Consider the following 19,971-nt stretch of genomic DNA (forward strand, 5'->3'; position numbering starts at 1 on the left):
GCCTTGATACCGCTGCGGCGTTCAAGGACGTGGACGTTGGCGACACGCTGACCTATTCGGCGACGCTGGCCAATGGCGACCCGCTGCCGGCATGGCTGAGCATCGATCCCGAGACCGGCAAGCTTTCGGGCACCCCGGCCAATGGCGACGTTGGCGATCTGTCGATCGTGGTGACGGCGACGGACGAGGCGGGTGCCTCGGTCTCGGCCGATCCGTTCACGGTGACGGTGGACAACGTCAACGACACGCCGGTTGTCACCGTCGAGAACGTGACCACCGACGAAGACAGCGCGGTCAGCGGCACCATCACCGCTTCCGACGTTGATGTCGGCGACACGCTGACCTATTCGTTCGGCACGGACGACAATGGCGATCCGATCCTGACCGTCGAGACGGCCAACGGCAGTGCCACCATCGATCCGACGACCGGTCGCTACACCTTCACTCCCAACGACAACGCCGACAAGCTGGACGGCGGCGAACAGGCCGTCGACACCTTCAAGGTCTATGTGTCGGACGGCACCACGACCACGGCGCAGGACGTGAACGTCACCATTACCGGCAGCGATGACGCGACCGTCATCGATGGCACGGTGGATCTGGGCTCGATGAAGGAGGACAGCGGTTCCATCACCTTCACCGCAGAGCAGTTGCTGGGCAAGGCGAGCGACGCCGACGACACCTTGAGTGTCGCCAACGTCCAGGCCGATGGCGGCACCTTGACGGATAACGGCGACGGTACCTGGACCTTCACCCCCGAGGGCGATTTCAGCGGCACCGTGTCGGTGTCCTATGACGTGGTCACCGACGACGGCGACGTGACGGCGGCCAGCGCCACCCTGGCGGTGACCGGCGTCGCCGACGGCGCCGACATCGACGCAGCCGACGTGGTCATCGACCGTTCGGTCGGCACCGACGACGTGCTGACCGGCACCGATGCCGCCGATACCCTGATGGGTGGGGCCGGCAACGACATCCTTTCGGGCGGCGACGGTAACGACGTCCTTTATGGTGACGGCGAGGCTGGAACCTACAGCACCACGCTGTCCATCGACGTCACCAAGCTGGATTCCTCGGAAACTCTGTCCGCGGTGACGCTGACCGGCCTGCCCGAGGGTGCCACCTTGTCCGCCGGCACGCAGAATGCCGACGGCAGTTGGACCGTGTCCGTGGACGACCTGGAAGGTCTGACCCTGACGGTGGACAACCCGGTTGGTGACGGTTTCAACATCGGCATTGCCGTGACCTCCACCGATGGCGATGACAGCCTTGAGAAAACGTCGTCGCTGCACGTCTCCTACACCGGGACCGCCTCGGGCGACGACGTGCTGTCGGGCGGCGCCGGCAACGACACCCTGTTGGGCGGCGGGGGCAACGACACCCTGACCGGCGGCGCCGGTGCCGATGTGCTGGACGGCGGCGCGGGCAACGACGTCTTCAACATGACCGGCGAGGATGGCGTCTGGAGCGCCGGCTATTACGCCACCGCCGAATCGGCCTATCTGGGCGGCAAGAACCTGAACGCCGACACCTTCATCGGCGGTGAGGGTACCGACACCCTGAATGCCACCTCGGGCAACGACGTCATCCTGGCGCAGCAGGGCAGCACCACCCGTCTGAGCGGGATCGAAGTCATCAATGCCGGTGACGGCAACGACGTGGTTGACCTGACTAACGGCCGGGCTAATTACGGTGATACCACCATCGATGGTGGCGCGGGCAACGACGTCCTGTTCGGCCAGAACGGCAACGACCTGCTGATCGGCGGGACCGGCAACGATACCCTGGCCGGCGCGGCGGGCAACGACACCCTGTTGGGCGGCGACGGCAACGACAAGCTGATCGGCGGTGCCGGTGCCGATGTCATCGACGGCGGCGCCGGTGATGATCGGGTGGTGGCCAAGGCGGCCGACATGACGGGCGACGTCATGCACGGTGGCGACGGGACCGATACCCTGGTCGTGCAACTGAGCGCGGCCGAGTACACCGACGCCGTGCGCGCCGAACTGATCGAGTTCAAGCAGTTTATCGCCGAACATCCTGGCGAGACCTTCACCTTCGACACGCTGGGCGGCGCCACCGCCACCAGCTTCGAGGCGATCTCGGTGACCGTTGACGGTTACACCATCTCGCTCAATAGCCCGCCGACGGTCGAGGCGGTCACCGCCACCGCGGCGGAAAGCTCCACCGATGCCGCCAGCACCGTTTCGGGGACCATCGTCGCGTCCGATGTGGACGGCGACACCCTGACCTATGCGGTGGTGGCCGACGGGGAAACCCATAACGGCGAATTGGTTGTGGACGAGGACGGAAACTTCGTCTTCACCGCCAAGGACAGCAACTGGAACGGCACCGACACCTTCACGGTGCAGGTGTCCGACGGCAATGGCGGCGTGACCACCCAGACGGTCACCGTCACCGTCACCCCCACCAACGACGCCCCGGTGGTCAGCGTTTCTGCCGCCACCGGCACGGAAAGCACTTCCGACGCGCCGACCACGGTCAGCGGCTCCATCACCGCCAGCGACGTCGACAACGACACCCTCAGCTTCGCGGTGGTCGCCGACAACCAGGCGCATAACGGCGAACTGGTGGTGAATTCCGACGGCACCTACACCTACACCGCCGACGACAGCAACTGGAGCGGCACCGACACCTTCACGGTGCAGGTATCCGACGGTAATGGCGGCGTGGTCGATACCACGGTGACCATCACCGTCAACGCGGCCAACGACGATCCCGACGCGGTGGACGACGCCGTTTCCGTGACCATCGAACCGGTGGTGACGGACACCAGCGCCCAGGCGCCGGCGCTGTCGGTGACCATCAGCGCGGCCGACGTTCATACCGAGACCTCGACCTCGACTTCGACGACGACCACCACCGACACCTCGCGCGACGCCAACGCCGTCAACACCGGCATGAGCACGCCGGCCAACTGGGGTGGCCTGGGGACGCTGAGCGGCAACTTCACCTGGGACAGCACCATCAACGGCACCAGCGGCAACGACGCCTATTCGTCCGGTACCTGGGGGGCCAACATCTCCACGGGCGCGGGTGACGACACCGTCAACGTGGTCTACGGCAACACCGGCAGCATCAACACCGGTGAAGGCGACGATCAGGTCAAATCCGCCTCGAAGGTCACCGACGTCAATCTGGGCAGCGGCAATGACAAGCTGGATGTGGCTGCTGAAATCTCGGGCGATCTGGATGCCGGCCAGGGCGACGACCTGATCAAGGTCGGCACCAACGTCAACGGCGACGTCAATCTGGGGTCCGGTGACGACACCATTCAGATCGGCAACTACCTGAACGGGACCTATCAAAGCTTCGACGCCGGCGAAGGCGACGACGTGGTCAAGGTTGCCCTGAACGCCCAAAGCTCGGACATGAACCTGGGCAGTGGCGACGATTATCTGGGCGTCGGTCTGGAATTCCAGGGCCGTCTGAATGCCGGCGAGGGCGACGACACTGTCGTCATCGGCGCCAACGTCGCGGATTTGCGGGAGAACGGCGTTTACTACGACAGCACCATCGACCTGGGGGCGGGCAACGACTACCTGAAGGTTGGCGGCGAGACCTTGGGTGGCGGCACCGTTATGGCCGGGTCGGGCGACGACACCGTGGTGTTCGGCCAATCCGGCCACTGGAGCGGCGGCGGCACCATCGACATGGGCACCGGCAACGACAGCCTGACGGTCAGCGGCTACGTTCAGAACACGCTGGTCGGCGGCGAAGGGGAAGACACCCTGGTGCTGAACCAGTACTCGCTGGCGGATTGGAACAACAATCTGTTCGGCATCCAGGACCATGTCAGCGGCTTCGAGAAGATCGTGCTGACCGACGGCGTGGTCGGTGGCACCACCGAGACCACGACCACGACGACGACCACCACCACCTCGACCTACACCTACACGGTGACCATCGACGCCGGTCTGAACGACACCGACGGCAGCGAGACGCTGTCCACCACCGCCACCTTGGACAACGTGCCGGACGGCGCCACGGTCAAGGTGGGCGACGACGTGTTGTCGCCCAATGCCGACGGCACCTACACCGTGTCGTTGACCAACGGCGACGCGGTGGTGACCATCGTCAGCGACAGCGAGCTTGACCTGTCCGGCGTCACCACCTCGGTGACCTCGACGGAAAGCAACGGCAACGTCACCGCCACCACCACGGTGGAAGGCGCGGGCAGCGCGGCCGGCGACGTGGTCTCGGGCGAGACCGGCGAAACCACCGGCGGGTCGGTGACCATCGATGCGGCCACCTTGCTGGCCAACGACAGCGATGTGGACGGCGACAGCCTGACCATCACCGGTGTCGCCAACCCCTCGACCGGCACCGTGTCTCTGGACGAGAACGGCAACGTGGTGTTCACGCCGGAAAACGGCTTTGTCGGCACCGCGACCTTCGAATACACCGTGTCCGACGGCCATGGCGGCACCTCGACCGCCACCGTCACCGTCGAGGTCGAAGCCGGCAACGAAGATCCGACGGCCGCGGCTGTCAGCGTCAGCGGCGCGGAAAGCACCACCAGCGAGGTCACCACGGTGACCGGGTCGCTGGCGGCGTCGGATGCCGATGGCGACACGCTGAGCTACAGCGTGGTCAACGACGGCACCGCTCACAGCGGTACCCTGACCATCGACGAGAACGGCAATTTCACCTATACGGCCAAGGATTCCGATTGGGACGGCACCGAGACCTTCACGGTCCAGGTGTCCGACGGCAACGGCGGTTCGGTCGAGGTGCCGGTGACCATCACCGTGACGCCGATGGCCGACACGCCGGTGGTCAGCGTTTCCACCGGTTCCTTGCAGCAAACCACCATCAACGTCACCAACCTGGGTGGCTCGGCCGGGTACGACAACACCTACGGCTATTACGTGATGGACGACAACGGCAACCCGGTGAGCGGCGAGATCCTGTTCGCCGACGCCAATTCCGAGGTCAACCACACCGTCACCATCGAGGGCGTCGATCCCAGCCGCATCGGCTACTTCATCATTCCCAACGGCGACGACAAGAATTGTGGTCTCGACAGCGGGGACAAGGTCACCTTCACCCAGGATTCCAACGGGAACTGGCGTGTGGTGGATGCCGACGGCGACGTGCTGCGCGGCGAAGGGACCAGCGTCATCTTCAGTGACGCCGACCTCAACGCCGACGGTCTCGACCACATGGCCGACAACAGTGTCGGCGGCAACCAGAATTGGGAAGACATCTCGGGCGGTGGCGACGGGGACTTCAACGACGTCAACATTCAGACCGCCACCACCAATACGGCCATCGGCGTCAACACCGCCTATGACCTCGACGCCCAGGGCTCGTCCGCGTCCTCGACGGTCACGGCCAGTGGCTGGGGCGGCAAGACCTATGGCGGTGCCGGCGACGACGTGGTCAACAGCAATGGCGGCCTCGACACCCTGTATGGCGGTTCCGGCGACGACACCATCAATGCCGGTTCCTACGACACCGCCTTCGGCGGTTCGGGCGACGACGTCATCTCGGTCAGCGGCTGCGGCGGCACCACCTTGCTGGGCAACGCCGGTGACGACACCATCACCGGCGGTTCGGGCAACGACGTCATCTATGGCGACGATTACACCGAAGCCGACAGCGGTTACGCCTATGCCGCGCTGAACATCAGCGGGTCGACCACCGACAGCGACGAGACCCTGACCTATGTGGTCTCCGACTTGCCGGAAGGCGTGGCGCTGGTCGATGCCAACGGCGACGAACTGACCGCCAATGCCGACGGCAGCTATACGTTGACCGCCGACCAGTTGGCCGGTCTTGAACTCAAGATTCCGACCGACGGCAGCGTGTCGGCGCTTGACCTGACGGTCACCGCCATCTCGCACGAGGGCGAAACCACGGCCGAGGCCTCGACCCCGGTCCATCTGGACCTGTCCGGCTTCGTCTCGGACGGTGCCGACACGCTTGCGGGCGGGGCCGGTTCCGATACGCTGTATGGCGGTGGCGGCAACGACACCTTCATCTTCAGCGCCGACAACTCGGCATCCGGTACCAACTACGTCGATCAGGGCGGCGTGGCCAAGGACGGCACCGGCGCCAGTGTCAGCGGTTCCAACTACAAGGAAACCCAGGACACCTATTTCGGTGGCTCCGGTCACGACACCCTGGTCATGACCGACGGCAACGATGCAGTCCACATCTCGAACCTCAACAGCATCGAGGTGATCAACGCCGGTGCCGGCAACGACGTCGTCGACATCAACTACTCGGACGGCAGCACCTATGGGGCTGTCACCGTGGACGGCGGCTCGGGCAACGACACCATCTTCACCAACGACGGCGACGACACGCTGTTCGGTGGGACCGGCAGCGACTACCTCAGCGGCAACGCCGGGGACGACGTGCTGAACGGCGGCGCGGGTGCCGACGTGCTGAAGGGTGGTTCGGGCACCGACACCGCCGATTATTCCGACAGCTCGGCCGGCGTGAACGTCTATCTGGGGGCCGGCGACGGCAACGGCTATAGCGGCTCCGGCGGCACCGGCACCGGCGGCGACGCCCAGGGCGACACCTACAACAGCATCGAGAATGTCAACGGTTCCGCCCATGACGACTATGTCTACGGCGCGGCCGGCGGCACCACCGCCAACCTGGGGGACGGCAACGACACCTTCGACAACAGCGAAGCGTCGAACGTGGTGGCGTCCGATACCGTGGACGGCGGTGCCGGCAACGACCTGATCTACACCGGTAACGGCGACGACCTGTTAATCGGTGGCTCGGGCAACGACACCTTGTATGGCGAGGCCGGCAACGACACCTTGATCGGCGGCACCGGCGACGACGTCATGTATGGCGGCGACGGGTCCGACACCTTCCTGTTCGATTTCGACAGCGGCCACGACACCGTCTATGGCGGCACCGGCGGCAACTGGACCGACACCCTGGATCTGACCAACCTGGGCGAAGGTGTGACCGTCGACATCAACATCAGCGGCGGCGACAGCTGGACGGTGACCACCGACAGCACCGAGCACGTCACCAACCTGTCCGACGACGCTTCCGGTTCGGTGGTCATCCACAATGCCGATGGTTCGACCGAACAGGTGGACTTCCACAGCCTTGAACAGATCAAGTGGTAGGTTCGAGCAAGTTTTAACGTCAACGGCCCGCCCCTTTGGGGCGGGCCGCTTTTTTCCGTCATATCCAGGGCGACGCTGATCCTGGGATTTGCTAGATTGACGGCGAACGGGGCATGGTGGCCGAGATGGCCGCGGGGAAGGGGAGTTCATGGACCGTATCGGCAAGTACGTCATCCACAAGGCGGCGGTGACCACCGGCTATGCCAAGGTTCTGTTCTGCCATGATCCCGATTTGCAGGTGCCGGTGGCGATCAAGGTGTTCAGCGTCGGCGCCGGCCTTGGCGGTCTGCTCAGCCCGGCCCAGTGGCTGACCCGGTTCCAGGTCGAGGCGCGGGCCATGGCCGCCTTCGACCATCCCCACATCGTCGGGGTCAAGACCATGGAGGTGGTGGACGGCCGCCCGTTCTTCGTCATGCCCTATCAGGCGGCGCACCTGCCCTTCGAGATGGGCAAGGACAGCGTGGGCGAGGACGCCCCCGAGATCGACCGACCCAAGCGTCTGAGCGTGCCCCGCAGCCTGACCCTGTTGCGGCAATTGTCGTCGGCGTTGATGGCCCTGCATCGGCGCGGCATGGTTCATCGGGCGGTGATGCCGTCCAACATCTTGTTGAGCGCGCGGGAAAACGGCCAGGTCAAACTGGCCGATTTCAGCATGGTCAAGCTGGCGGAACGCAATCCGCCGTTGCCCGACCACTGGCCGGGACGCACGGAATATTGCGCCCCCGAACAGCGCGAGTCCGCGACCTCGGTCGGGCCCGAGGCCGACGTCTATTCGCTGGGGGTGCTGGCCTGCCGTATGCTGACCGGGGCCCTTCCCGACCTTGCCGCAGGGGCTGTCCATTTGCCGGATTCCGTGCCGCCGGCACTGGCGGAGCTGGTGCGCGCGGCGACCGATCCCGACCCGGCTGTCCGTCCGGCCCATGCCGGCGCGTTCCTTCAAGGGCTGTCCGGCGTGTCCGTCGAGGCCGCTCCCAAGCCGCAGGTTCAGGTGGTCAATCTGCGTCGGCCGCAAAAGCGTTCGGTGGCCAAGGCGGAATAGCGGGCGCTGTCGCGCACTTGCGTCGGCGCGTCGGCTCGGCCATGCTGCCGCCCATGTCTGACGTATTCTCTCCACAGCTTCCCCGTGTCGCTTTGGTCACCGGCGCCGGCCGCCGGATCGGCCGGGCTGTCGCCTTGGATCTGGCCCAGGCGGGGTTTGACGTGGCGGTTCATTGTTCCGGGTCGCGGGACGAGGCCGAAGAGGTAAGCCAGGAAATCCGTGCCTTGGGGCGCCGGGCGGCGGTGCTGTCGGCCGATTTGTCGCGCGAGGACCAAACCCAGACGCTGGTCGAGCGGGTGGCGGCCGAGTTGGGGAGTGTGGGGGTTCTGGTCAACAACGCCTCGACCTTCGAACGCGACGAGGCGTTGACCGCGACCCGCGCCGGCTGGGACTTCCACATGGAGGTCAACCTGCGGGCGCCGTTCGTGCTGACGCAGCAGATGGCCCGCCTTTTGCCCGACACCGCCGAAGGGGTGGTGGTCAACATGCTCGATCAGCGGGTGTGGAACCTGACCCCGCATTTCACCACCTACACCCTCAGCAAGGCCGGGCTGTGGACCTTGACCCAAACCTTGGCGCTGGCGTTGGCCCCTCGGATTCGGGTGGTGGCGGTCGGTCCTGGGCCGGCCCTGCCCAGCGCCCGCCAGACCGACCAGCAATTTGCCGCTCAATGCGGCACCACACCGTTGGGGCGTGGGACGAACCCCGAGGAAATCTGCCGGGCTGTGCGCTTTGTCCTGTCCGCACGGTCGTTCACCGGCCAGATGATGGCACTGGATGGCGGCCAGCATCTGCAATGGGCTCCGGGCGGAACTCCTGCGGAAGAGTGAGGAGGGAAAAGCTCACACGGGCACCGTGTTCCGTCGCATAGGCCCTTGGTAGGACGTGGGAAAACGCCGATCGCCCAAGTTTTGCACAGCTTTTAAACTGCCGGTGGCTAGTCCAACTCACCCTCCCTTGTCTAGAGGAAAACGCCGTTTTTTACAGCTTGTTTACCCTTGACGAAAGCTAACGCATTGAAAAACAATAATTTCATCAATTTGCCTTCTTTTTGAGCAAAGTCCTTAAACCCCAGGAGTCACTAGGCCCCTGGCAAATGGCCCCCAATTTGCCAACAGACTTATCCACAGGAATCGTGGATATTCCTCGCAGGGCTTGGAATCCTTTGGTTTTTCGTCGCACTATTCGTTCGCAGTAAGCGTCCCTCCTTATCGCCGGTCATGACTGAAGCTTCCGAAAACGGTTTTGTTTCCCCTGAAGAATGCGCACAGGCTGGGCCTCTGGCGACCGGCGTGGCGGTGATCGCGCGCCATCTTGAAACCATGCCGGCCAGTCCCGGCGTCTACCGCATGATGAACGCCAAGGGTGACCCGCTTTATGTGGGCAAGGCCAAGAACCTGCGGAAACGGGTGGTCGCCTATACCCATCCAGAGCGACAGACGTTGCGCATCCAGCGCATGATCGCCGAGACGGCGTCGATGGAGGTGATCACCACCCACACCGAGGTCGAGGCACTGCTTCTGGAAAGCAACCTGATCAAGAAGCTGGGGCCGCGCTACAACATCCTGCTCAAGGATGACAAGACCTTCCCCTACATCCTGGTCACCGCCGACCATGACTGGCCGCAGATCGTCAAGCATCGCGGCGCCCGGAATCGGGCGGGGGAATATTTCGGCCCCTTTGCCAGCGTCGGCGCCGTCAACCAGACATTGTCGGCGCTGCAACGGGCCTTCCTGTTGCGGTCGTGCACCGATTCGGTGTTTTCCAGCCGCACCCGACCGTGTCTTTTGTTTCAGATCAAGCGTTGCGCGGCGCCGTGTGTCGAACGCATCTCGCGCCCCGAATACATGGCCCTGGTGGAACAGGCCCGCGCCTTCCTGTCGGGCAAAAGCCAAGACGTGCAGCAAGAGTGGCGAACCCGCATGGTGGCGGCGTCGGACGCCATGGATTACGAATTGGCGGCGGTTTATCGCGACCGCATCCGGGCCATTGCCAAGATCCAGGCGCATCAGGACATCAACGCCGCCGATGTGGCCGAGGCCGACGTGGTCGCCCTGCATCAGGCGGGGGGACAGACCTGCATCCAGGTGTTCTTCTTCCGCTCGGGTTGCAATTACGGCAATCGCTCGTATTTTCCGCAACATGCCGAAAGCGCAGAGGCGTCCGAGATCATGGCCGCCTTCCTGGGCCAATTCTACGCCGACAAACCGCCGCCCAAGGAAATCATTCTTAGCCAGGAACCGGCCGAGTTGGAGATCGCCGCCCGTGCGCTGTCGGAAAAGGCCGGGCACAAGGTGGCGCTGAGCGTGCCCAAACGTGGCGAGCGCAAGCGGCTGGTCGAACATGCCTATGACAACGCCCGCGAGGCGCTGGGCCGGCGCATGGCCGAAAGCAGCGCCCAGGGCAAATTGTTGCAGGGCGTGGCGGAACTGTTCGGCCTGGACGCGCCGCCGGTCCGTATCGAGGTCTACGACAACAGCCACATCCAGGGCACCAACGCCGTCGGCGGCATGATCGTCGCCGGTCCCGAAGGCTTCATGAAATCGGCCTATCGCAAGTTCAACATCCGCTCGACCGAGCTGGTTCCCGGCGACGATTACGGCATGATGCGCGAGGTGCTGAGCCGCCGTTTCCAGCGGGCGCAAAAGGAAGACCCGGACCGCGACCACGGCCTGTGGCCCGATCTGGTGCTGATCGACGGCGGCCAGGGCCAGTTGAACGCGGCACTCGAGGTGTTCGCCGATTTGGGGGTCGAGGACGTGGCGCTGGTGTCCATCGCCAAGGGGCCCGACCGCAACGCCGGCCGCGAACGCTTCTTCATGCCCGACCGCGCGCCCTTCGGGTTGGAACCGCGCGACCCGGTGCTTTATTTCCTGCAACGCCTGCGCGACGAGGCCCATCGTTTCGCCATCGGCACCCATCGGGCGCGCCGGGCCAAAGGCATGGGGCAAAGCAGCCTGGACGACGTGCCGGGCATCGGGGCGCGCCGCAAGAAGGCGCTGCTGCACCATTTCGGTTCGGCGCGGGAGGTGGCCGGGGCCGGTCTGGCCGACCTCGAGGCGGTGGACGGCATCTCGACGGCCATGGCCAAAAAAATCTATGACCATTTCCATCCCCAGGGCTAATATCGCCACCGCCCAAGCCCTAGGTTCCGCCGCATCATGACCAGCCTGCCCAATCTTCTGACTTTGTCGCGCATCGTCGTGATCCCGCTGGTGGTCGCCACGTTCTACGTGGACGGCGCCCTGGCCCGTTGGGTTGCCTGTGCGTTGTTCGTGGCGGCGGCCATCACCGATTGGTTCGACGGCTATCTGGCGCGGTCGCGCAATCAGGTTTCGGCGCTGGGCCGCTTCCTTGATCCCATCGCCGACAAGTTGCTGGTGGCCGCCGTGCTGTTGATGTTGGTGGCGTTCGACCGGGTGGCACCGGCCACCGTTCCCGCCGCTTTGGTTATCTTGCTGCGTGAGATCCTGGTTTCGGGTTTGCGCGAGTTCCTGGCGGAAATCCGCATCGGCATGCCGGTCAGCCGTCTGGCCAAATGGAAAACGGCGATTCAGATGGTGGCCTTGGCGGTGTTGCTGGTGGGGGATGTCGGTCCGGCCGAGGTGCCGGTTCGCCAGATCGGCGAGGTGTGCCTGTGGGCGGCGGCGGTGTTGACCATGATCACCGGCTGGGACTACCTGCGTTCCGGGCTCAAGCACATGCGGGCCGCGCCGACCAAGGCGGCGCCATGAGGCTGTTCGGCTTTGTCGGACATTCCGGCAGCGGCAAGACCAGCCTGTTGATCAAAACCATTCCGTTGCTTTCCGCGCGTGGCCTGCGGGTCTCCACCATCAAACAGGCACGGGCCGAGTTCGACATCGACGTTCCCGGTAAGGATTCCTATGAACATCGCCGCGCCGGCGCAGCCGAGGTTCTGGTGGCTTCGGCCCGTCGCTGGGCCTTGACCCACGAATACCGCGACGAGCCGGAATGGAGCATGGAGCAGGTTCTGGCCCGGCTCGATCCGGTCGATCTGGTTCTTGTGGAAGGTTTCCGCGCCTGGTCACACCCCCGCATCGAGGTATGGCGCCCCGAACTGGGGCAGGCCCCGCTTTTCCCGGATGATCCGCTGACGCTGGCGGTGGCCTCCACCGCCTCTTTCGTCCCCGGCCTCGACCGGCCGTTGCTGGCCTTGGACGATACGGCGGCCATCGTTGATTTCGTGTTGCGTGAGGGGGAGAGATGACCGATTTCACCGTGGGGACGGGGATGTTGCGGGTGGAAGAGGCGTTGACGCTGCTTTCCCGGCGGGTCGCGGTCCTGGACGGTGTCGAGGAAGTGTGTCTGGCCGACGCCCTGGGGCGGGTGCTGGCCGAAGACGTGGTCTCGCCGCTGGATGTGCCGCCGCACGCCAATTCCGCCGTTGACGGCTGGGGCTTCGCCGCCGCCGGCCGTCCCGCCGATGGCCGGATGACGGTGGCCGGAACGGTCGCCGCCGGACACCCCTTTGTCGGGGCGGTGCCGGTGGGGATGGCGGTGCGCATCCTGACCGGCGCGCCGGTGCCCGACGGTGTCGATTGTGTCGCCATGCAGGAAGATTGTTCGGGCGAGGGGGGCGTGGTGACGGCACCGATGCTTGCTCCCGGTACCAACGTGCGGGCGCAAGGCGAGGACGTGGCCCAGGGGGCGACGGTGCTGGCCGCCGGCATCCGTCTGCGGCCCCAGGATTTGGGATTGGCCGCCGCCACCGGCCGGACCCGTCTGGTGGTGCGGCGCCGTTTGCGTGCGGCGGTGTTCTCCACCGGTGACGAAATCAACGAACCAGGGGCGCCGTTGCCGCCGGGTGGCATCTACGACACCAACCGCACCACCGCCTGTTCCCTGTTGCGGTCGCTGGGGGCCGAGGTCACCGATCTCGGCATCCTGCCCGACCGACGCGAGGTGATCCGCGACGCCCTGGCCCGTGCCGCCACGGGACACGACCTGATTTTGACCTCGGGCGGCGTGTCGGTGGGTGACGAGGACCATGTCAAGGCGGCGGTCGAGGCGTGCGGTTCCCTGCATTTCTGGAAGATGGCCATCAAACCGGGCAAGCCGGTGGCGTTGGGACGGGTCGGCGCGGCGGCTTTCGTCGGTTTGCCGGGCAATCCGGTGGCGGTGATGGTGACGTTCTTGCTGGTGGCCCGGCCCTTGGTGCTGGGCATGATGGGGATCAAGGACAGCGCCGTGCCGCGCTATAGGGTAGAGGCCGGTTTCGCCTTTCGTCGCAAGCCCGGACGTCGTGAATGGCTGCGCGCGCGGGTGCGGACTGACGATGGGCGGTTGGTAGCCGAGAAGTTTCCGTCCGACGGTTCCGGCGTGCTGACCTCCATGGTGTGGTCGGACGGTCTGGTGGAACTGCCCGAGGATGTGGCTGAGGTGTCGCCGGGCGACGCTCTCGCCTACGTTCCCTATGCGGAGATGCTGCGATGAAGGTGCTGTATTTCGCCTGGCTGCGGACCAAGGCCGGCGTTGGCGAGGAAGAGGTGGCGCCGCCGGCCGAGGTGACGACCGTCGGCGCCCTGGTGGAGTGGCTGAAGGGGCGCGATCCCGCCCTTGCCGAGGCTTTCGCCGACATGCGGCTGATCCGGGTGGCGGTGAACCAGGATTACGCCGGGCTGGACCATTGTGTCGGAACGGGGGACGAGGTCGCTTTCTTTCCGCCGGTCACCGGGGGCTGAGGCGATGATCCGGGTTCAGGCCGAAGATTTCGATGCCGGTGCCGAACTGGCGGCCTTTGCCTCCGGCAATGGTCGGGTCGGTGGCGTGTGCATGTTTCTTGGCCTGGTGCGTGATTACATGGGGGACGGCACCGAGGTTTCCGCCATGACCTTGGAACATTATCCCGGCATGACGGAAAAGCAGTTGGCCGCCATCGAGACCGAGGCGCGGCGGCGGTGGCCGCTCGAGGATACGCTGATCATCCATCGCCATGGCCGTTTGGCGGCTGGGGATCGTATTGTCCTGGTGGCCACCGCCTCGGCCCATCGCGACGCCGCGTTCGAATCCTGTCGCTTCCTGATGGACTGGCTGAAGACCAAGGCGCCGTTCTGGAAGATCGAGCATACGTCCGCCGGCGACCGCTGGGTCGAGGCCAAGGAAGCCGACGAATCCCAGGCTGCGCGCTGGAACAAGGCCTGAGCCCTATGGCCGATGGCCGATGGTGCCGTCGTTCCAAAGATTGATTGCGAACAGAGTGACGTTTCCGGCATAAGTCCCGCCCCATGGTTGAGCGGGTAAGAGCAATTGAAGATCGGAAATGTCGTAACGGCCCTGGAACGGCTGAGTGGGGCCGTCGATGCCATGCAGCGCGAGACGGTGTCGTGCCGCCGCAATCTGATGGTGTTCCGGGCTCGGATGGACAGCGTCGGCACCAAGGTCGCGGCCATGCAGGACAGCTTGGTGCGGACCATGGACATCTTGCTGGAGGCGGAAACCGAGGCGCGTCGCGCCGCCGATATTTTCCGCGCCACCGCCCAGGGCCATTCGGCGGCCTGACCTCTCTTTTCGCAAACAAAACTCCCCGGCTGACCTGGGTCAGCCGGGGAGTTGGTCGCTGTGGTCGGGTTCAGGCCTCGCGGATGGCATTCAGGAAGGTGGCGACTTCCTGACGCAAGGTTGCCGCCTGGGTCTGCAACTGCTCGACCGAACTCAACACGTCGCGGGCCGCCTGGTCGGTTTCGTGCATGGACCGGCTGACCTCGGTGATATTTTCGTACACTTGGTTGGTGCCGGTGGCGGCATGGTCGATGTTGCGGGCGATTTCCTGGGTGGCGGCACCTTGTTCCTCGATGGCCGAGGCGATGGTGGTAGTGATGCCGTCCATGCTGGAAATGGTCGAGCCGATTCCCTTGATGGCGCTGACGGTGGAATGGGTTTCCTTTTGGATGGTGGAAACCTGGGCCGAGATGTCCTCGGTGGCGTGCACGGTCTGACGCGCCAGATTCTTGACCTCGCTGGCCACCACGGCGAAGCCCTTTCCGGCGTCGCCGGCGCGTGCCGCCTCGACCGTGGCGTTCAGGGCCAACAGGTTGGTCTGTTCGGCGATGCCGGTGATCAGTTCGATGATCTCGCCGATCTTGTCCGCCGATCCGGCAAGGCCGGTGACGCGGGTGTTGACCCCGTCCGCTTCGCGCGTGCAACTGGCCGCCACCTGATTGGACATGGCCACCTGTTCGGCGATTTCGGTGATGGATTTCGACAGCACTTCCGCCGCCTCGGCCACCATGCGCACGTTGGCGTTGGCGTCGTTGGCGGTGGCGGCCGCGGTGCGTGCACGCTCGTTGGCGGCATCGGCGAAATCGACCATGCGCCGTGCCGTCTGGGTCATGGCCTGGGCCGAGGCCGAGACGGTCTCCAGCACGCTGGCCACCGCACGGTCGAAATTACCGATCAGACCCTCGAGCCGCTGCATGCGCGCCTCGCGCGCTTCGGCTTCGCGGGCGGCTTCGGTCTCCATGGCCTGCTTGGCCTTGGTGTTCTCCTTGAACACCTGCACGGCGCGGGCGATGTCGCCCACCTCGTCGCGGCGATCCAGGTCGGGAATGTCGATGGCGACGTCGCCCTTGGCCAGCGAATTCATGCGTTTGGTCATGTCGCCGATGGGGGCGGTGATGACGCTGGTCAGAATCCAGCGCACGCCCAACACCGCCAGGATGGTGGCGATCACGCCGCCGACGATCAGGAAGGTCAGGATCTTCTTGAGCTTGGCCTCGGCTTCGGTGGTGGTCAGCGAGGACGAAAGCACGGCGATGACGTCGCCCTTTTCCATGCCCATGCCGCCGTGGCAAGCGAAACAGACTTCCTGGTCGGCGCCGTCGGTGACGCCCAGCACGATGGGATAGGCGTAGCGGTAGGTGCCATCGACGAAGCGTCCCACCGCCTGCTTGCCTTCGATGGCTTCACGGTCCAAATCGTCCTGGGGCGGCTTGGCCGGGGTGCCGGGTTCGGTTTCCGCCATGTAGGTGGCCACCTTGGGCCCCCAGGCGCTCCACACCTTGCCGGGATAATGGACGTTGCGGCTGCCGAACCAGTTGTTGAACACCTGGATGCCGATGTTGTCGCCGTCTTCGGGGCGCTTGGCCATGACGTTGAGGATCAGGGCATGCAGCGACGTCATCTCGTTGATCGACAATTGCTGCAACTGCCGTTCCATCTCGGCCCGTTCAAAACGGGCGATGACAACGACGACGCTGGCGACCAGCGCGATGACGCCGACGCCGATGATGATCATGAAGCGGCTGGAGAGCCGAAGGTTTCGCCAGGCTTTCACTGAAACTTCCACCCGTTGTCCGACATCAAGCCCTGTCCCCTGGGCTCGGTGTGCACACGCCCCCGTAACGAAGGTATTATGAACCGGAAATATTTTAAATACCGAGATGAAAGCCTGAGGCAAAAAAGTTAAGGAATCTGGAAAGGATTCAGTTTCCCCCTTTGCCCGTAAGCGTTGACTTGGGTCATCATCGGGAAGTCTGGCGTGTGCGTATCGTGCTGTTTTTGGGTTTCACGTGCAAAGGACTTGCGCGATGTGGTGCTTTCAGGCCATATAAGTCAACATGACTGACGTAAAAACCGGCATCAACCCGTTGTTCCTGCGTGAAGAGGAATTGCGCCAGGGCCTGGAACTTCTGTTCTTCGCCTATCGCGATTTCACTGGCGAGGCCGACGCCATCCTGGACGAATACGGGTTCGGCCGCGCCCATCATCGGGTGATCTATTTCGTCGGCCGCAATCCGGGCATGACGGTTTCCGATCTTTTGGGCATCCTCAGGATCACCAAGCAATCGTTGTCGCGGGTTCTTGGACAACTGGTCGAGGAAGGGTTCATCACCCAGCGTCCCGGGACGCGGGACCGTCGCCAGCGCCTGTTGGAGCTGACCGAGAAGGGGGTGGAGCTGGAACGCCAGTTGACCGAGCGCCAGCGAGCCCGCATCGCGCGGGCCTATCGCGCCGCCGGAGCCGAGGCGGTCGAGGGATACCGCAAGGTTCTGCTTGGACTGATCGACGAGGCCGACCGCGCGCGATTCCCCGCCCGCACCCCCGGCCGCCGCTAGTTCGGGCGAAAGGAGGCCCGCCGTGGAGGATCTTCCCCATATCCTGGTGGTGGACGACGACACCCGCTTGCGGACCTTGTTGCGCAAATACCTGTCCGACAACGGCTATCTGGTCAGCGTCGCCGCCGATGCCGCCGAGGCCCGCGTCAAGATGGCGGCGCTGGCGGTGGACCTGTTGGTCCTCGACGTGATGATGCCGGGCGAGGACGGGCTCAGCCTGACGCGCGATCTGCGCGGCGGCGCCAACACCGTGCCCATCCTGCTGCTGACCGCCATGGGCGAGGTGGACGACCGCATCAACGGGCTCGAGGCCGGGGCCGACGATTACTTGTCCAAGCCGTTCGAACCGCGCGAGTTGCTGTTGCGCATCGCCTCGATCCTGCGTCGGACGCCCAAGCCCGAGATCGAACCGCCGCAGGTGCTGGGCCTGGGGGCGTTCTCCTGGGATCCGACGCGGCAGGAATTGTCGAAAGGCGACGAGGTCGTTCATCTGACCACCGCCGAACGCGAGCTCATGGCCATTCTGGCCGAGAGCGTGGGAACGGCGGTGTCGCGCGACGATCTGGCGACCCGTACCGGCAATGCCGCCAACACGCGCGCCGTCGACGTCCAGGTGACCCGCCTGCGCAAGAAGCTCGAGGATGACCCGCGCACGCCACGCTACCTCCAGACGGTACGCGGCATGGGCTACATGCTGAGGCCCGATTGACATGGTTGGTGTGACGCGTTGGGTGAAGCGCCTGTTGCCGCACGGTTTGCTGGGGCGGTCCTTGCTGATCATCGTCACGCCTTTGATCGTGGTACAGTTGGTTTCGACCTACATCTTCTACGCCACCCACTGGGACACGGTGGCCAAGCGGCTGGCCAACGCCCTGGCCGGCGACATCGGCGCGGTGATCGAAACCCTGCGCGCCTTTCCCGACCCGGACAGCCAGGCGCACACCCTGCGGATCGCCGCCAGCCGCATGGAACTGGACATCCGCTACGAGCCCGAGGGCATCCTGCCCAACGTGCCGGGCGAGCCGCCGGTGGGCATCATGGATGCCGCCCTTTATCAATCCCTGCGCGAGCGGGTGCAACGGCCGTTCCAGGTGGACAGCGAAAGTTTCGACCGCGAGATCCTGGTCCGCGTCCAGTTGCAGAACGGTCTGCTCGAGGTGTTCGTGCCGCGGAAGCGGCTGTTCTCCTCGACCACCTACATCTTCGTCTTGTGGATGGTCGGCACCTCGATGCTGTTGCTGGGGATCGCCACCGTGTTCATGCGCAACCAGGTTCGCAGTGTGCGCAAGCTGGCCGCCGCCGCCGACAGTTTCGGCAAGGGGCACGACGTTCCCAACTACAAACCCGAAGGCGCGTCCGAGGTGCGTCAGGCGGCCATGGCCTTTCTGATCATGCGGGACCGTCTGAAACGCCAGATCCAGCAGCGGACCGAGATGCTGGCCGGGGTGTCGCACGATCTGCGCACGCCGTTGACCCGCATGAAGCTGCAACTGGCCATGATGGGCGAGCTCGAAGGCCGTGTGGAACTGGAAGAGGACGTGGCCGAGATGGAGCGCATGGTCGAGGGCTATCTGGCCTTCGCCCGTGGCGAGGGCAGCGAGACGCCGGTGCCCACCGATCTGGCCCAGTTGGTCGAGGAGGTGGTCGGGCGTTACCGTCGCCAGGGCAGCGAAATCGACCTGCATGTTGAAAACGCGGTTTCCCTGACGCTTCGGCCGCACGCCTTGTCGCGTGCCCTGTCCAACCTGATCGGCAACGCGCTGCGTTACGGCGGGCATGTGTGGGTGCGGGTGGGGTGTCGTCCCGACGGGGTGGACGTGGTGGTCGACGACGACGGCCCCGGCATCCCCGTCAACCAGAGGGAACAGGTGTTCAAGGCTTTTCACCGGCTCGAAGGGTCGCGCAACGTGGCGACCGGCGGCGTCGGGCTGGGACTGACCATCGCGCGCGACATCGTGCGCAGCCATGGTGGCGACGTCCTGCTTGAGGACAGTCCGCTGGGCGGCCTCAGGGCACGGCTGCGCCTTCCCCTGTAACTCTTCACATTCCCTGCCGCGCCCTTCGTGTTAGGCTTGCCCGCTTCATTTTTTGGGGGGTGGGGACATGCTGTCGGTGCTGGTGGGCAACATCAAGGGTGGATGCGGCAAGACCACCATCGCCACCCATCTGGCCTCGGCCTTCGCCCAGCGCGGGCTCAAGACCGCCATCGCCGATTGCGACCGCCAGCGTTCGTCGCTCAACTGGCTGCGTCGGCGGGGCGAAACGGCCGCGCCGGTCATGGGCGTCGACTGGTCCAAGGACCTGGGCGACCCGCCAAAAGGGATCGAGCGGTTGATCATCGACGCCCCCGCCGCCATGCATCACAAGGATGTCGAGGATCTGATCCGGGTCGCCGACGTGGTGGTGGTGCCGGTGCTGCCCGGCGCCTTCGACGAGGACGCCACCCAGCACTTCCTGAAGAAACTGTCCGAGGTCAAGGCGGTGCGCAAGAACAAACGGGTGGTGGCCATCGTCGGCAACCGTCTGCGCCTGGGCACCAAGGCCTCGGAACAATTGGACGGTTTTTTCGCGTCCTTGGGGTTTCCGGTGGTGGCGCGCTTGCGCGACAGCCAGATTTACCCCAACCTGGCCGCCGTGGGATCGTCGGTGCTCGAGGCTGGCGACCGTCGGGCACGGGATTACGCCAGCGAATGGACGCCGCTGCTGGCGCTGCTGGACCGTCAGGGTTAGG

Annotated in this window: 15 protein-coding genes; 14 read left to right on the plus strand and 1 reads right to left on the minus strand. The window is 64.9% G+C overall.

The window, feature by feature from the left end; all coding sequences use genetic code 11:
- The 10 genes from G4223_RS02660 to G4223_RS02705 form a co-directional block, all read left to right on the plus strand.
- A partial coding sequence (locus G4223_RS02660; protein WP_163674643.1) for a tandem-95 repeat protein occupies positions 1-7,127 on the plus strand: 7,127 nt, incomplete at its 5' end.
- A gap of 148 nt (positions 7,128-7,275) precedes the next feature.
- Positions 7,276-8,166, plus strand: a complete 891-nt coding sequence (locus tag G4223_RS02665) for a serine/threonine-protein kinase (protein ID WP_163674646.1) — start codon at positions 7,276-7,278, stop codon at positions 8,164-8,166.
- Positions 8,167-8,219: 53 nt separating this feature from the next.
- The gene (locus tag G4223_RS02670; protein ID WP_163674648.1) at positions 8,220-8,996 is read left to right on the plus strand and encodes an SDR family oxidoreductase; all 777 of its coding nucleotides are present in this window, start codon (positions 8,220-8,222) and stop codon (positions 8,994-8,996) included.
- A gap of 390 nt (positions 8,997-9,386) precedes the next feature.
- Entirely contained in the window at positions 9,387-11,291 is a 1,905-nt protein-coding gene (uvrC, locus tag G4223_RS02675) for an excinuclease ABC subunit UvrC (RefSeq protein ID WP_163674650.1), read from the plus strand.
- A 33-nt stretch (positions 11,292-11,324) separates the two neighbouring features.
- Entirely contained in the window at positions 11,325-11,900 is a 576-nt protein-coding gene (pgsA, locus tag G4223_RS02680; RefSeq protein WP_163674763.1) for a CDP-diacylglycerol--glycerol-3-phosphate 3-phosphatidyltransferase, read from the plus strand.
- Complete coding sequence (gene mobB, locus G4223_RS02685; RefSeq protein WP_163674652.1) at positions 11,897-12,394, plus strand: molybdopterin-guanine dinucleotide biosynthesis protein B; 498 nt, start codon at positions 11,897-11,899, stop codon at positions 12,392-12,394. The genes pgsA and mobB overlap by 4 nt, the downstream gene beginning before the upstream one ends.
- The gene (locus G4223_RS02690; RefSeq protein WP_163674654.1) at positions 12,391-13,620 is read left to right on the plus strand and encodes a molybdopterin molybdotransferase MoeA; all 1,230 of its coding nucleotides are present in this window, start codon (positions 12,391-12,393) and stop codon (positions 13,618-13,620) included. Before mobB ends, G4223_RS02690 begins: the two co-directional genes overlap by 4 nt.
- On the plus strand, positions 13,617-13,868 hold the full coding sequence (gene moaD / locus G4223_RS02695) for a molybdopterin converting factor subunit 1 (RefSeq protein WP_163674656.1): 252 nt from the start codon (positions 13,617-13,619) through the stop codon (positions 13,866-13,868). The genes G4223_RS02690 and moaD overlap by 4 nt, the downstream gene beginning before the upstream one ends.
- Positions 13,869-13,872: 4 nt before the next feature.
- On the plus strand, positions 13,873-14,328 hold the full coding sequence (locus G4223_RS02700; RefSeq protein ID WP_163674658.1) for a molybdenum cofactor biosynthesis protein MoaE: 456 nt from the start codon (positions 13,873-13,875) through the stop codon (positions 14,326-14,328).
- A gap of 105 nt (positions 14,329-14,433) precedes the next feature.
- Positions 14,434-14,685, plus strand: coding sequence for a hypothetical protein (locus G4223_RS02705; RefSeq protein ID WP_163674660.1), 252 nt, complete (start codon positions 14,434-14,436; stop codon positions 14,683-14,685).
- Between the two features lie 70 nt (positions 14,686-14,755).
- On the opposite strand, the gene G4223_RS02710 is transcribed toward G4223_RS02705, so the two are convergent.
- Complete coding sequence (locus G4223_RS02710; RefSeq protein WP_338086800.1) at positions 14,756-16,459, minus strand: methyl-accepting chemotaxis protein; 1,704 nt, start codon at positions 16,457-16,459, stop codon at positions 14,756-14,758.
- A gap of 283 nt (positions 16,460-16,742) precedes the next feature.
- On the opposite strand from G4223_RS02710, the gene G4223_RS02715 reads away from it, so the two are divergent.
- The 4 genes from G4223_RS02715 to G4223_RS02730 all read left to right on the plus strand — a co-directional run bounded on the left by G4223_RS02715 (position 16,743) and on the right by G4223_RS02730 (position 19,970).
- Positions 16,743-17,240, plus strand: coding sequence for a MarR family winged helix-turn-helix transcriptional regulator (locus G4223_RS02715; protein WP_163674662.1), 498 nt, complete (start codon positions 16,743-16,745; stop codon positions 17,238-17,240).
- Between the two features lie 22 nt (positions 17,241-17,262).
- Complete coding sequence (locus tag G4223_RS02720; protein WP_163674664.1) at positions 17,263-17,949, plus strand: response regulator; 687 nt, start codon at positions 17,263-17,265, stop codon at positions 17,947-17,949.
- Between the two features lies 1 nt (position 17,950).
- On the plus strand, positions 17,951-19,276 hold the full coding sequence (locus tag G4223_RS02725) for an ATP-binding protein (protein WP_163674666.1): 1,326 nt from the start codon (positions 17,951-17,953) through the stop codon (positions 19,274-19,276).
- A gap of 67 nt (positions 19,277-19,343) precedes the next feature.
- Positions 19,344-19,970 carry a nucleotide-binding protein gene (locus G4223_RS02730; RefSeq protein ID WP_163674668.1) on the plus strand — a complete coding sequence of 209 codons (627 nt, stop codon included), beginning with the start codon at positions 19,344-19,346 and terminating at the stop codon, positions 19,968-19,970.
- The last annotated feature ends 1 nt before the right edge of the window (position 19,971 follow it).

This window comes from Magnetospirillum aberrantis SpK (genome assembly GCF_011022235.1).
Classification (GTDB): domain Bacteria; phylum Pseudomonadota; class Alphaproteobacteria; order Rhodospirillales; family Magnetospirillaceae; genus Magnetospirillum; species Magnetospirillum aberrantis.

Excerpts from the sequence above, each read along its gene's own strand:
- G4223_RS02665 (WP_163674646.1), top strand. The coding sequence starts at position 7,276 with ATGGACCGTATCGGCAAGTACGTCATCCACAAGGCGGCGGTGACCACC.
- G4223_RS02670 (WP_163674648.1), top strand. The coding sequence starts at position 8,220 with ATGTCTGACGTATTCTCTCCACAGCTTCCCCGTGTCGCTTTGGTCACC.
- uvrC (WP_163674650.1), top strand. The coding sequence starts at position 9,387 with ATGACTGAAGCTTCCGAAAACGGTTTTGTTTCCCCTGAAGAATGCGCA.
- mobB (WP_163674652.1), top strand. The coding sequence starts at position 11,897 with ATGAGGCTGTTCGGCTTTGTCGGACATTCCGGCAGCGGCAAGACCAGC.
- G4223_RS02690 (WP_163674654.1), top strand. The coding sequence starts at position 12,391 with ATGACCGATTTCACCGTGGGGACGGGGATGTTGCGGGTGGAAGAGGCG.
- moaD (WP_163674656.1), top strand. The coding sequence starts at position 13,617 with ATGAAGGTGCTGTATTTCGCCTGGCTGCGGACCAAGGCCGGCGTTGGC.
- G4223_RS02700 (WP_163674658.1), top strand. The coding sequence starts at position 13,873 with ATGATCCGGGTTCAGGCCGAAGATTTCGATGCCGGTGCCGAACTGGCG.
- G4223_RS02715 (WP_163674662.1), top strand. The coding sequence starts at position 16,743 with ATGACTGACGTAAAAACCGGCATCAACCCGTTGTTCCTGCGTGAAGAG.
- G4223_RS02725 (WP_163674666.1), top strand. The coding sequence starts at position 17,951 with ATGGTTGGTGTGACGCGTTGGGTGAAGCGCCTGTTGCCGCACGGTTTG.
- G4223_RS02730 (WP_163674668.1), top strand. The coding sequence starts at position 19,344 with ATGCTGTCGGTGCTGGTGGGCAACATCAAGGGTGGATGCGGCAAGACC.